The sequence below is a fragment of the Ensifer sp. NM-2 genome (assembly GCF_003024455.1).
Classification (GTDB): Bacteria; Pseudomonadota; Alphaproteobacteria; order Rhizobiales; family Rhizobiaceae; genus Ensifer; species Ensifer canadensis.
The window spans coordinates 1-13,703 of sequence record NZ_PVZR01000025.1; the positions used below are offsets into that span (position 1 = coordinate 1).

A 13,703-nucleotide genomic window follows, 5' to 3' on the forward strand; every position below is an offset into this window, starting at 1 on the left:
GCAACCCGACCCTACCGGAGAACATCGATGACCACCGCTCCGCCGCCCGCTCACTACGGCGCTGTTGAGGGCGCGCTCGCGAGCGGCTTCGCTACCGCCGAGCTACACCACCTGTGGGGACACGACCGTTGCCGACGGAGTGACATCCGGGCGCTTCGGCTTGGCATGTTCGTCGATCTTTAGTCGACGGATCCTCCGGTTCGACGCGGAACTCGAAGTCCAGCTTCTTGCGCGACCGCCGTCCGTTAAGACAGGCTATCGCCACTTGAGGGTTCGTTCGCCGTTCGACCACCGGGGCAGCATTCTCACTGAAAATTGGTCTCCTTACGGAGATGCTGGTTTAGGTTTTATTCTTAGGTTCGCGCAAGCGCAGGGAACGGGTCTTACCGATGGTGAAGCAACGCAAGCCAACGTTGCTTTCTTAGTGCCACTTAGAGCTCGACCCCCGTGTCAGGCGACATGCAAAACTGGTCCAGTTCACGATGACGCTTGATACCTTCGTCGGTGCCCGAAGCCTAAGTGGTATCCCGCACTGCCGAATGCCCAGATGCCCCCTATCGACACGCGGCAATACATGTGCTTAATCGATTAAGATCATTTTGTGATCGATTGAGCTCAAATTGAGCTCAATTTTTCTAATTTGAGCCACAAATGGCTTCTTGACAAGCGCGTAAAAAATCATACTTTGATCGATAACGATCATTACTCGGCCACCAGGGAGGAGGCTCGGTATGGACAGCAAGCTTTTTTACGATGGCCAGTTCACATCTGCAGCGCAGCGCCAGGCACTGCTGCTCAATCACTTGCGCTCCGAGGTCTTTGCCGATGTGCAGGTGCTGAGAGATGCCCTTGGTGTTTCCATTGCCACAATCCGTCGGGATCTGACGGAGTTGGAGGCTCGCGGCCTGTTGAAGCGCATGCATGGCGGCGCGGCGATCATCAATCAGGCGACCCGGGACTATGCGACGCCCATCCGGGAAGGAACGAACGCGGAGGAGAAGGCCCGTATCGGAAAGGCCGCCGCGGAGCTGGTCGTGGACGGTGACGCCGTTCTCATCGACAGCGGCACGACCTCGCTTCAGGCGGCAAAGTGTCTTGCAGGTCGCAATTCCCTGACTTTTGTGACAAACGGCACGGATACGCTGGCTGAGCTCGCTTCAGGCGGCGCGCGGGGCATCCATCTTATCGGCGGCGAGTATATCGATCTCAACCGTTCGCTCGGCGGTGCGATGGCGGCGGACCAGATCCGGCGCTTCAGCGTCGACAAGGCAATTCTGAGCGTAACGGCCGTCGATCTTTCCCGCGGCATCATCGCCACCGGCAGTTCGCAGATGGGAACGGTGCAGCAGGCGATGATCGAAATCGCCAAAACCGTGATCGTCGTCGCCGACCATTCGAAATTCGACCGGACGGCCCTTTCCGTGGTCGCGCCATTGAAGGATATCCACCACATCGTAACGAACAATGAAACGCGTGATCTCCTGCGCAACGTGCCGGCGACAATTCGCGCTAAGTTCATTTTTGTATAATCAGATCAGATAATTAAACGACGCCAGGGCAACCTGCGTGACAGACATGGTCGGTCAAGTTTCAAGACTGGAACGCCGGCAGGAGGACGATTTTGACCGGAATTTCCATAGAGAATCTGACAAAGAACTGGGGCGAATTCCGCGCGGTCGATGACGTGAGTTTCACGACCAAGGAAAACCAGTTCGTGGCACTCTTAGGGCCATCCGGTTGCGGCAAGTCCACGACGCTGCGCCTCATTGCCGGGCTCGATACCATATCGTCGGGCCGCATTTCCATCGGCTCTGAGGACGTGACGCATCGCCCGCCTGCAAAACGCAACCTCTCCATGGTCTTCCAGTCCTATGCGCTTTTTCCCCATCTGACCGCCGCGGAGAATATCCTTTTCGGCCTTTCGGTACGGGGTGTGCCGAAAGCCGAGCAGCAGACAAGGCTGAAGCGGACGGCCGATATTCTCGGCCTTGGCCATCTTCTGGATCGCCGTCCAAGCCAGATGTCGGGCGGCCAGCAGCAGCGCGTGGCCCTTGGCCGGGCGCTGATTTCCGAAACGCCCGTCTGCCTGCTCGACGAGCCGCTTTCGAACCTGGATGCGAAGCTGCGGGCCGGCATGCGCGCCGAGATCCGCGCGCTCCAGAAGCGGCTCGGCATCACCATGATCTATGTCACGCATGACCAGACCGAGGCGATGAGCATGGCCGACAAGGTCATCCTCATGAATGGCGGAAAAATCGAGCAGGCCGGAACGCCCGCCGAACTCTACGAGAAGCCGGCCTCGGTTTTCGTCGCCGAGTTCATCGGCACACCGCCGATGAATGTCCTGAAGACGGTGAAAGGCGCGAACGGTGCGGTGATCGCGGGCGGCAACGTGACTTTGACGAAGGCGACCGCCGCCGGTCTCCAGTTCGGCATTCGCCCGGAACATATCAAGCTCGTCGACAAGGGCGAAAAGGCGATCGTCCAGGCGAGCGAATTTCTCGGCGCCGATACGATCCTGACCTGCCGCATCGGCGATCAGACGCTGCTCGTGCGTATGGGCGGCCGGCCGGGGCTAAAGGACGGCTCGGTCGTCCAACTCGGCTGGGAGCCGGGAGCCATGCATTTCTTCGATCAGTCGAGCGGCTGGCGGCGCGACGACGTTGCGCCAAGCAATAGCGCTTTGTTTTCTGCGATTTCGTGAACCGGAATTGTCCAGGTTTTTATGGAGGAGACGACAATGCATTTTGGAAAACGACATAGAACAGCATTGATAGCAGCCGGCCTTTCCTATCTCGCCTTGGGAGCGGCAGGAGCCTTGGCGCAAACCAAGATCGATTTCTACTATCCCGTCCAGGTCGGCGGGCCGGTCTCGGAGGTCATCGACAAGTTCGTCGCCGCCTTCGAGAAAGCGAATCCCGATATCGATGTGGCGCCGATCTATGCCGGCAATTACGTCGATACGACCACCAAGGCGCTGACGGCCGCCAAAGCTGGCACGCCTCCCGCACTCGCCGTGCTGCTCGCGACGGACGTCTATACGCTGATCGACGAGGACGTGGTCTCGCCGATCGATGAGTTCGTCAAGACGGACGAGGACAAGGCGTGGATCGACGGCTTCATGCCAGCCTATCTGAAGAGCGCGCAGACGGAGGACCACCTCTGGTCCGTGCCGTTCCAGCGCTCGACGGCGGTGATGTACTACAACAAGGCCGCCTTCAAGGAAGGTGGCGTCGATCCTGAAAACTATCCCAAGACCTGGTCGGAAATGGTCGCGGCCGGCACGGCGGCGCTGAAGAAGGATGCCGAGGGCAAGGTCCAGCGCTGGGGCATCGGTATTCCGGGCAATGTCGGCTCGGCCCAGTGGCTCTTCGGCGCGCTCGCCGCGGAAAATGGCGTGAAGCTCGTCAACGATGCCGGCACGGAAACGTATCTCACCGATCCGAAAGTCGTGGAGGCGCTGCAGTTCTGGGTCGATCTCTCGAAGAAGGAGGGCATCCATCCGCCCGGCATCTTCGAATGGGGCACGGCGCCGGCCGATTTCATCGCCGGTCGGGTCTCGATGATATGGCACACGACGGGCAACCTCGCCAATATCCGCAAGGCGGCAGCCTTCGATTTCGGCGTGGCGCCTTTCCCTGGCAATCCAGACCCGGCCTCGGTGCTCGGTGGCGGCAATCTCTATATCTTCAAGGATGCTTCGGACGAGGATAAGGCCGCGGCCTTCAAGTTCATCCAGTTCCTGACCTCCGACGAGACGCTTGCCGACTGGGCGGTCGCGACGGGCTATGTCGCGCCGCGTGACGGAGCCTGGGAAACGCCGGTGCTGAAGAAATATGTGGAAGAGGTGCCGCAGGCACTGGTGGCCTTGAAACAGATTCCGCAGTCCGTGCCGGAATTCTCGACCCATGAGAATGCCCGTACGACCAAGGTCCTCAACGATGCGCTTGCCGCAGCGCTGACCGGCAACAAGACGCCGGAAGAGGCGCTCGGCGACGCTCAGACCGAGATCGACCGCATCCTGGCGTCCTATCGCTGACCATAAAGCTTGGTACGCGGCGAACCAAACCGCGTACCGGCTCTCACGCATTCCGAGGCGTCATCGACGGACCGACAATGAAGACTTCGCGCAATTTCCTCTATGGCAGCTTGCTGCTCATGCCCGCAGCGCTGCTGCTTTGGGTTTTCACCTACCAGCCCATCGTGGCGACGCTCTACCACAGCCTCTTTTCAACGCCGCGCGGGCGAAGACCATCAGTGTTCAAGGGCCTCGAACATTATGAACGCATGATCTCCGATCCGGTCTTCTGGCAGGCGCTGACGAACAACCTGATCTATGCGGCCGTTACCATTCCGGTTTCAATGGGCCTGGCGCTGGCCATGGCGCTTTTCGTCAATGCGCGTATCCGGGGGCAGGGGCTCGTGCGCATGGCCTATTTCACGCCGACGGTGCTGCCCATGGTGGCGGTCGCCAATATCTGGCTTTTCTTCTATGCACCAGGCTATGGGCCAATCGACCAGCTGCTCGACCTCGTCGGTCTCGGGCAGAACAACTTGCTGGGTTCGCCGTCCACCGCACTGCCGGCCCTGATCGTCATCACGATCTGGAAGGAGGCGGGCTTCTTCATGATCTTCTATCTCGCTGCGCTCCAGCAGATATCGCCGACGCTGATCGAGGCCGCCCGTCTCGAAGGGGCGAGCCCGCTCCAGACCTTCCGCCGCGTCACGCTTCCACTCATCATGCCGACCACGCTTTTCGTGATGGTCAATGCGCTGATCGGTGCCTTCCGCCTCGTCGATCATGTCATCGCGCTCACCAAGGGTGGGCCCGATAATGCGACGACGCTTCTTCTCTTCTACCTCTACGAAGTCGGCTTCCAGTACTGGGACACGGGCTATGCAGCCGCGCTGACGGTCTTCCTGCTCGTCGTGCTCGCTCTCATCGCGCTCGTTCAGTTCGGCTATCTCGACAAGAAGGTCCATTACAGATGACCAAGGACAACGCATCGCTGCTGACGACCGTTGGCGCAGCTCTTCTCGCAATCCTCTGGGTTTCGCCGCTCCTCTATGCCTTCTGGGCGGCTTTCCATGCGCCAGAGCATGCGTCGAGCTTCGACCTCACGGCGCCTCTGACGCTCGACAATTTCCGGCAGGTGCTCGCGGCAGCGCCCTTTCCTCGCTACTTCTTCAACACCTTTCTTCTTGTAAGCCTCATTCTGGGCTGCCAGCTCGTCATCTGCACCATGGCGGCCTATGCCTTCGTCTGCTTTCCTTTTCGAGGGTCGAACTGGATTTTCATGCTCGTCCTCGTGCAGTTGATGATTATGCCGGAAATCCTGCTCGTCGAGAATTACCGCACGCTGGCGGCGCTGGGCCTGCGCGATACGATTCTCGGCATGGGTCTGCCCTATTTGGCTTCCGCCTTCGGCATCTTCCTTTTCCGTCAGACCTTCAAGAGCATTCCCAAGGAACTGGAAGAGGCGGCGCGTCTGGAAGGGGCGAATGCGCTTCAGGTGCTGCTGAGGGTCTTCGTGCCGCTTGCCAAGCCCACCTATGTCGCCTATGGCCTCGTCACCGTCAGCTACCACTGGAACAATTTTCTCTGGCCGCTCGTCGTCACCAACTCCGTGGAGACGCGGCCGATCACGGTGGGCCTGCAGGTGTTTGCGACGGTGGAGCAGGGGATCGACTGGAGCCGGGTGACGGCGGCCACGCTGATTTCCGTAGCGCCCCTTCTCGTTGCCTTCCTGATCTTCCAGCGGCAGTTCGTCCAAAGCTTCATGCGGGCCGGTATCCGATAGGGGAGTTGGGGCATGCTGATCGCACATATCTCCGATTTCCACGTTTTTTCCGACAAGCCGGAGACCGCCCTCGTGCGGCTAGACGCGGAAAAGGCGGCGCGCCGGGTCGTCGCAGATCTCGCACGCTTTACGCCGGCGCTCGATGCGGTCGCGTTCACGGGCGATTTGACCGATGGCGGCTCGGCTGCGGATTATGACCTTCTCAAAGACATCCTCTCGCTTCTGCAATGCCCTGTCTATGTGGTGCCGGGCAATCACGACAGGCGCTCAGCTCTACGGGCGGCGTTCCGAGACCGGCTTCCTCTGGCTGAAACGGGTTACCTGAACTACGAGACGCAAATCGGCTTTCTGCGCATCCTCGCGCTCGATACGCTGATCGAGGGACGCGGCGAGGGTGCGCTTGTAGGCGAAAGTCTTGACTGGCTGGCAGAACATCTGCTGCGGCCCTTCGAAGGACCGACGCTCGTTCTCCTTCATCATGCCCCTTTTCCTTCGGGCATGGCTCCGCTCGACCGGGCGTCGCTGATCTCCGGCGGACAGGAGCTCGGCCTCATCCTCGGTGCCCATCGCGGCGCGCCTATCGTGCTTCTCGCAGGCCATATCCACCGGCCTTACAGGGCCATGTGGAGCGGTACCTACGCGGCTGTCGGCGGCAGCCCGGCCTTCCAAGTCGCACTGAATCTTGCAGCGGACGAGCACGAACCAGGCTTGGTGGACGAACCCTATTCCTATTCCGTCTACCGGTTTCAAAAGGACGGCAGCTTTGCCGTCCACACCCGTTTTGTCGAACTTGATTAGAGGATGTTGTCTTGACCGAGCAGTACCAGAAGGTGAAATCCATTGCCGTCGAAGCCGGAAAGATCGCGCTGCGTCACTTCGAAGGCGTTTCCGCTCTGAACGTGGAATCCAAGGGCCATCTCGATCTCGTCACTGCCGCCGATCGTGAGGTCGAGACGTTCATTTCGGATAAACTCGCAAAGGCTTTTCCGGGTGACGGAATCTTCGGCGAAGAGGGGGCTGCGGTCGAGGGAACGACGGGCCGGACCTGGGTTATCGATCCAATCGACGGCACTTTCAATTTCGTGCGCGGCAGCAAGGATTGGGGCATTTCCATCGGGCTATTTGAGAATGGAACGCCGTCCTTCGGACTCGTCAATGCGCCGGCGCGCGGCGAGATATTTGCCGGTGGCGCCGGCGTTCCGGCCTCTCTCAATGGCCAGCCTCTTCCGGCCCTTCGTCCCTTCGAACAGAAGTATGCTGCCGTCAGCGTCGGTATTCATCCCGACATTCCGAACGAGGAAGGGCTGAGGCTTCTCTCCGGTGTTGTCAACGACCTGAAGGTCGCCTACCGGGTCACCGGCTCCTCAGTGGTCTCGCTGATCGACATCGCGACCGGGACGGTGGACGGTTATATCGGGCTCGGCATTCCAAGCTGGGACATTCTGGGCATGCTGCCCTGCCTTAAGGAGCTCGGCGTCTCCACTACCGTGAACTGGGAGACATCGGGTCTGGACACCAAGCTCGATTTCGCCTGCGGAAGGCCGGAAATGCTGGCCTTGAGCGAACGTGTGCTCGGGACGCCGGTTTCGGGCGGCCATTAGTCCTGTAAAGGAGAAACCCGATGTCCTCCACCATCGTCATGATCAATCTGTTTGGCGCGGTGGCATTGCTCCTGTTCGGGCTTGCGCAGGTGAAGGAAGGAGTGTCGCGGGCATTCGGGGCGCGGCTGAGGACGGGGCTTTCGACCGGGACGAAGAGCGGACTTCGCTCCTTCGTTTCCGGTTTCGTGGCGACGGTTGCATTGCAGAGCTCCACGGCGACGGCTCTCATGATTGCCTCTTTCGTCGAGCGCGAGCTCGTCAAGCCTCGCATGGCGCAGATGGTTCTGCTCGGCGCCAATGTCGGCACGGCGGTGACGGCTTGGATCGTGGCGACCGGCATCGAATGGGTCTCGCCGCTCGTCATTCTCGCGGGCATCGTGCTCTATCGCAGCTCCTCCTCCGCCCGTCAGGGCGGCGGTGCAGCGCTGATCGGGATCGGCCTGATGCTTCTGTCGCTCCATTTGCTGTCCGTCGCCACGGAGCCTGTGCGCCAGTCGCCAGCACTTGCTGCTTTCATCGCCCTTCTCGACAATGCCTGGCCTGTGGCGCTTGCCTTTTCGGCGGCCATTGCCTTCGTGTCCTCATCGAGCCTCGCCGCCGTCGTGCTCATCTTGTCGCTGGCCTCTACCGGCATTCTTTCCGATGGTCTCGTCATCGTGCTGGTGCTCGGTGCCAATCTCGGCGGGGCTATTCCTCCCGTCATCGCATCCCTTGCCGGGCCGCCTTCGGCCAAACGTGTCACGCTCGGCAATCTCATCGTTCGGGCGATCGGTGCGGCGGTCGCGCTGCCGCTGGCAGACTTTGCGGGCGAGCTTCTGGAGATGCTGCCGCTTTCGGCAGCCAAGCTTCCGGTCGATGCCCATCTCGGATTCAACCTTGTGCTGGCCTTCCTGGCCTGGCCGTTCTCGCGGCTACTCTCCAAGCTGATGCTGCGGCTCGTGCCCGACGAGGCGCTAAGAGATGATGCGCCGCGCTATCTCGATAGTGCCGAGCTCTCGGCGCCAGTCGTGGCGCTTGCCAGCGCGACCCGGGAGACGCTGGGCGTGGGGGATCTCATCGAGCGCATGCTGATGCGCACCTCCGAGGCCTTCGACCAGGATAACCTTGCCAAGCTGAAGGAGATCCCCGTGCTGGAAAAGCGCGTGGATACATTGCAGCAAGAGGTGAAAGTCTATCTCTCGCGCCTCGGCAGGAAAGGCTTGAGCGATGAGGAAAGCCGACGTTCGATCACGATCATCGACTACGCGATCAATCTCGAGCATATAGGCGACATCGTCGAGAAAGGGCTCATGCCGCAGGTCGCCAAGAAGGCCTCGCTCGGGCTTAAGTTCTCGACGGACGGCCTGGAGGAGCTGCAGAAGCTCTTTTCGTTGACCATAGACAATCTGCGTGTGGCGCAGACTATCTTCGTCACCGGTGACTTCAACCTTGCCCGGCAGATGATGGAGGTGAAGGTGGATGTTCGACGCATGGAGCGCCAATCTTCCGAACGTCATCTCGAACGCCTGCGGGACGGCCGTTCGGACAGCCTGAGGACAAGTTCCCTCCACCTGGACATTCTGCGCGACCTTAAGCGCATCAACGCCCATATTGTCTCCGTGGCACACCCGATCCTTGATGGCAGCGGTTTGCTCGTCGAGAGCCGGCTGAGGGCTAACGGCGCCGATTAGGCTTTTGCAAATCGCATCTCTAAGACCGATCGGATTTGCGTGGCGTGGCGTGCGGCAGGATAAATATCGATGTAAACATCTCCTAACCCTAACCCTAACCCTAACCCTAAGGCTTGGCATGGTCAGTCATGGGGCATGAGACGTTACGGGCAAGAGAAAGGCATCGGCGAGAACAGGGTTCAATTTGGGTTGTCTCGCTATTTTCTATCTAGGTTGGTTGTTCCACCAGTCCTTCCGCCGGCGTCCTCCGATGGGCGATGAGGCGCTCAAGCCTTGTCCGCGAGAAGTTCGAGACACTCGATGGGCTGGTCGGTCATGAGGATGTCGGTGTGCTTCATCGGGTAGTGGATGTCGGCGGAAGCCTCCACCAGGTAGCGCTTCTCCGTACCCACCTCGGGCCAAGGAGTAGGCTCGCCACTCATTATGCTGAAGAAGAACGGCTTGCCGTCGTCGTCGAAATAGTCGGCGGTGCGAGCCATGGCGATGCGCATGACCTTGGGATGCATGGAGCGAAGGCGGTCGTTGTAGTTATTGATGGCGCGAACCGCCTTGATCGTTTCGATGATGCCCGGCTCCTTGAAGACATAGCCGCTCGGGTGGGTGGCTCCCTTTTCGTCGTCGTGAAGCCAGTCTCCGGCAGAGCTGATACCAAGATTGGCAGCGAACACGTTCCACCTCTTGCTGATCCAAGGGGCGTAGTGGGCTTCGAGGATCGCCTCAAGATTGGCGACGCTGGTATCGGCGTTGGTACCAGCCTGGGCGGCGTGGAGATTGGCGAACATGAGCAGGGTCTCTGCAGTAACGCAGGAGGCCATGTTGAACTGGGACTGCCAGCCGGTCGGCAGCACCTTGATCTCCTTCACCCTCTTGGACAAGTCGTCATAGGTGCGGTGGACATAGGGATAGTTCTGGAACATGAGCGCGGGGAGTTGAGACTTCAAGTTGTCCCAGGCATAGGGAATGATGTCCGCACCGTTGGCATCGCGGGCATCCTCGATCTCGTTGTAGCCATCATGGCTGACGGCGCGGCGGATTTGGTTGGCGGCCGTGTCGATGACCTCTCCCGTCAGATGGCCTTCACCGGTGAACTCGCCTCCGAATACCTGAGCGATCTTGTGAGCGCGGCCAAGGAGTTCCAAAGCGCGGACGGCACCGATTTTGAAGTTCGCGCCTTCCATGAAACGTTTGGTTTCCTGAGGGTGGGCGGAAATGAACTCGTCATCCTCGGTCTTGTTGATGTCACGTTCACCGATCTTGGCGCCGGCTTCGATCAGGGCGTTGTGGGCAAGGTCGCTGTTGTCAGGGATGCCGCGGGAGGGGTCAAAGAGGAGGCGATGCAAGGCGAGCTGAATACCGCGGGCGCGAACGGCTTTGGGGTCTTTGGCCCATTCGGTAAAGAGGTTGGCGATACTATGCTTGGCCGTCAAGGCGTTAAGCTGCTCCTGACTGAGGTGGTCGCTCTTGTAGTTGCGTGGCTTCATGCCGAGGGCCGTGTGGACGGGAACCGCTTGGATGGGGTAGCTCGCCATTGTGATGATGGAGAGCGGGCAGAAAAAGAAGCCTGTGTTGTGCTGGTCTGAAGAAGGATGGATGGGAAATGCGATGCAGATGAGCTGCGTCGAACTACATCAGTTGGGCGAAGCCCTCCTTATAGGCGTCGCTGCCTGATCCATCGGAGGGATATTCGTCCGTCGGTACAACTTCATTCCGGTGATCCGCATGCCACCGGGGAAGCGAAATTGCGATCGGCGACACAGCCCCGGTGGCGTGCTCGTACGATACAATGCGTGCTTCAGGCAGCACTGATCGATGAAGGATGATTGGCTGGTTTACGCGCCGGTGTGTCATCCTTCGGGGCTGTGCCAGCCTTCATGTCCGATGCCAGCTGAGAGTGTCGCATCTCCTCGGAGATTGAGAGGGGTGAAGTGGGGACGTCCTTTCAGCTGCTTCGTTGTTGGTCTGCCATTGGTGTCCGGCAAGCGAAGCCAAGCCGGATGCCACTCTTTCCGAAACATTGGTGGCTGGGGGACGCGTCACCATGATTTGAAATCAACATTCCGGTCGACCGAGAGCGCTTGGCATCAAGTAACAGTGAGCCGTTGCGGAGATTGGTCTATGCAACGGGTCTGGTCGTGGTGAGAAGAGGGAAGGGACCGGAATTATATAGGCTTGCCCATTGCCGCCTGAAGGAAGGCAAACCGATCGCCACACAGCCTTCTTCCATTCAGAGAAATCTGCCTTTCCAAGCCACTTTCCAAAAAATTCCAAGTTTCCAACACCCATCGTCATCATGTCTGCTCCCGAATTCCAAATTCCCGGCTTCGATGACCTGCGCCCAGGTCTCCAGACCACCATTCGCTGGCTCGGCGCCGCTTTGAGGACCGTCGTCCAGGACGAGATTGAACGCAAGAAGACCGACCAGCTGCTCGAGAACATTGGCAGACCGGACAACAAGGACGACCAGAATGCCCTTCTCGCTTTCGGCCGGGCGGAGAACGATGACAATGTTTCCCCCCAGCAGGCCTTTGGTCGCCACGAGAAGATGATCAAGCGCGCCTTAGGCACGATGAAGAGCGTCAAGCAAAGCCTCAACAATGAGCTCGCCATGCTCTCCGAGGAAGAGAAGGACCGTTTCAAGGATCTTGCCAATGCCGCCATCAAGGACTTCGACCCGCTCATCAAGGGTGCGGACGAGAGCACCAAATGGGGCTTGGCCGCGGCCAGCACCATCGTGCTCGGCGGGTCTCTCGCCATCATCACCAATTCCGATGAGAACGCCTACAAGGTCCGCGCTCCCACCACCAACATCATGTGGGGCCTTGAAATACTCACCTTGGCGCTGAGCGACACCTCGGATGCCTGGCAGTTCTTCGATGCCCTCGTCATGCGCTTTGGCGTTTCCATTGCCACGCAGGTGGTTGCCCTCATCGACATCTACAACGGGATCGAGGCAGGGGCCAAGAAGGCCGCTGGGATCATCCTTCCCAACCTCGCTGTGCTCTTCGCCCATGTGCTATATCCAATCGGCAAGCATCATGCGAAGAGCCTGATGCACCAGGGCCGCGCCAAGAAGACGCTCCGCACCATGGGGTCGGGCACGGACGCGCAGGTGGCCAAGGCCTATTTCGACCAGAAGGCCAACGAGCTCACCGGTCTGATCGAGGAGCTAGAGAACGAGGAGAAGGCGAACCCGCCCGAGAACAAGACCCTCGGCAAAGTTACCGCCGCGAAGTCTTCCCTCACCAAACTGCGCGACGCCTTCAGTGCCTATCATCCTGCTCAGCCTCCGACCGAAAGCCCATGGATCAAGAGGATCGAGAAAATCCCGTCCCTCACCTATGCCCATGTCGTCGCCATTCTCCAGCTCGTGAGCGCACTCGGCAACATCAAGACGCTCGGCGACAATTCCACCTTCTTTGTCATGATCCTCACCTTCACCTGGGAATCATTCTTCAATCCTTCCCACTCGGCCGTCTTCATGGCGGGAAGGCTCATGCGCTATAGCGCCGGCATGGCGATCTCCTTCTTCACCGCGGGCATTCATCTGCTCAAGGATCGTGCTGTCTTCGACAAGGACCCTGAATTTACGCGCAACATGGCCATCGTTACGGCCTTGCTCAATCTCACCATCGCCGTGCATTTTGTGCCGGGCTTCAAGCTCATGACGACTTGGGTGGTCGAGCTGATCGAGTGCATCAGGCGCCGTCAAGCCGCACGCCGGGCTCGCGAGGTTTCTGGGGAAACGGTGCTCTTCCTCGAAGAGCTCGACGATGAGGCAATGCTGCCTGTCGATCCCAACGAGTATTTCCGCATCGTCTGGGGAGGCCTTATGGACAAGATGGAGCTGCTTCGGGAGAAGGATGCGCAGGAGAAGGCGCTCGACGACGAGGAGGATGCTGCGGACGAGGAGGTGGATCAGGATGAGCCCAACTTAGTCGACATGCTATCTGCCGCCGATCTTACGGAGGAGGGCAAGGGAGCCACCAAGGATGTCATCTCCCTCTTTAATATTTTCCTTGATCCCGCCGCTGCTCTCGACGAGCCCAATGAACACCTCGGCAGACTTCGTTTGCCCCTCATCTAGATAGCTTCCATAGTCTCCTACCGTAGTTGAACTGAGATCGTCGTAATCGTCTGAAACCTCTTCCTTGCATTCTTCCGCGATCGCCATGACCTCATGCGATAAGCCATAATTCTTTCTTCGGGTGCTGCGGCTGAGGGCTGCGCCGCCAATGTCTCGGACATCCCCCTAGTACATCCGTGACCGGCGCATGTACGCGCGATCGACCGATGCGAGGAATGCGAAGCGCCCCCCATGTCAAACGTGGCTGCCTGACGAGGTGACGTGGCCTTTCAGCTCCGCGCCGATCCTTCCGAAATGAAACCGCACGACGCGTATCCGGACAACTTCTTTAGCGTGTTGGAGAGGGCTCACAGGAAGTGGAGAGTGGAACCCGTGCTTGGGCTTGTACATCGCTTCCGTAGCTTTTGGCTGGGCATTTCGACCTTTCCTATTTGGGAATGGGAGGAAGAGACGCCCAGCCGCTGACCTCTTTAAGGGGGAGGGGGAGGAGGAGGAGGAGGGGCAGGATACATGGGGATGTAAACTGAATATATTCGTATGAATGTTC

General features: G+C 59.3%; 10 protein-coding genes. 9 read left to right on the forward strand and 1 reads right to left on the reverse strand.

Annotated features, from left to right (window positions below; all coding sequences use genetic code 11):
- Positions 1 to 731: 731 nt before the first annotated feature.
- The 8 genes from C6558_RS32310 (at position 732) to C6558_RS32345 (ending at position 9,072) form a co-directional block, all read left to right on the forward strand.
- Positions 732 to 1,529 carry a DeoR/GlpR family DNA-binding transcription regulator gene (locus C6558_RS32310; RefSeq protein ID WP_107028228.1) on the forward strand — a complete coding sequence of 266 codons (798 nt, stop codon included), beginning with the start codon at positions 732 to 734 and terminating at the stop codon, positions 1,527 to 1,529.
- A gap of 92 nt (positions 1,530 to 1,621) precedes the next feature.
- Positions 1,622 to 2,704, forward strand: coding sequence for an ABC transporter ATP-binding protein (locus C6558_RS32315; RefSeq protein ID WP_107028229.1), 1,083 nt, complete (start codon positions 1,622 to 1,624; stop codon positions 2,702 to 2,704).
- A 114-nt stretch (positions 2,705 to 2,818) separates the two neighbouring features.
- Positions 2,819 to 4,039 (forward strand): ABC transporter substrate-binding protein, encoded by a 1,221-nt coding sequence (locus tag C6558_RS32320; RefSeq protein WP_245449247.1) that lies wholly within the window; start codon positions 2,819 to 2,821, stop codon positions 4,037 to 4,039.
- A gap of 77 nt (positions 4,040 to 4,116) precedes the next feature.
- A complete protein-coding gene (locus C6558_RS32325) occupies positions 4,117 to 4,992 on the forward strand; it encodes a carbohydrate ABC transporter permease (RefSeq protein ID WP_107028231.1) in 876 nt (291 codons plus the stop codon).
- A complete protein-coding gene (locus C6558_RS32330) occupies positions 4,989 to 5,801 on the forward strand; it encodes a carbohydrate ABC transporter permease (protein ID WP_107028232.1) in 813 nt (270 codons plus the stop codon). Before C6558_RS32325 ends, C6558_RS32330 begins: the two co-directional genes overlap by 4 nt.
- 12 nt (positions 5,802 to 5,813) lie before the next feature.
- Positions 5,814 to 6,599 carry a metallophosphoesterase gene (locus C6558_RS32335; RefSeq protein WP_107028233.1) on the forward strand — a complete coding sequence of 262 codons (786 nt, stop codon included), beginning with the start codon at positions 5,814 to 5,816 and terminating at the stop codon, positions 6,597 to 6,599.
- An 11-nt stretch (positions 6,600 to 6,610) separates the two neighbouring features.
- Complete coding sequence (locus tag C6558_RS32340) at positions 6,611 to 7,402, forward strand: inositol monophosphatase (protein ID WP_107028234.1); 792 nt, start codon at positions 6,611 to 6,613, stop codon at positions 7,400 to 7,402.
- Between the two features lie 20 nt (positions 7,403 to 7,422).
- The gene (locus C6558_RS32345) at positions 7,423 to 9,072 is read left to right on the forward strand and encodes a Na/Pi cotransporter family protein (RefSeq protein WP_107028235.1); all 1,650 of its coding nucleotides are present in this window, start codon (positions 7,423 to 7,425) and stop codon (positions 9,070 to 9,072) included.
- 266 nt (positions 9,073 to 9,338) lie between these two features.
- Here the strand turns inward: C6558_RS32345 and C6558_RS32350 are convergent, their stop codons facing one another.
- On the reverse strand, positions 9,339 to 10,553 hold the full coding sequence (locus tag C6558_RS32350) for a hypothetical protein (protein ID WP_146160935.1): 1,215 nt from the start codon (positions 10,551 to 10,553) through the stop codon (positions 9,339 to 9,341).
- Positions 10,554 to 11,362: 809 nt separating this feature from the next.
- Here C6558_RS32350 and C6558_RS32355 point away from each other — a divergent pair.
- Positions 11,363 to 13,156, forward strand: a complete 1,794-nt coding sequence (locus C6558_RS32355; protein ID WP_146160936.1) for a hypothetical protein — start codon at positions 11,363 to 11,365, stop codon at positions 13,154 to 13,156.
- Positions 13,157 to 13,703: the final 547 nt, after the last annotated feature.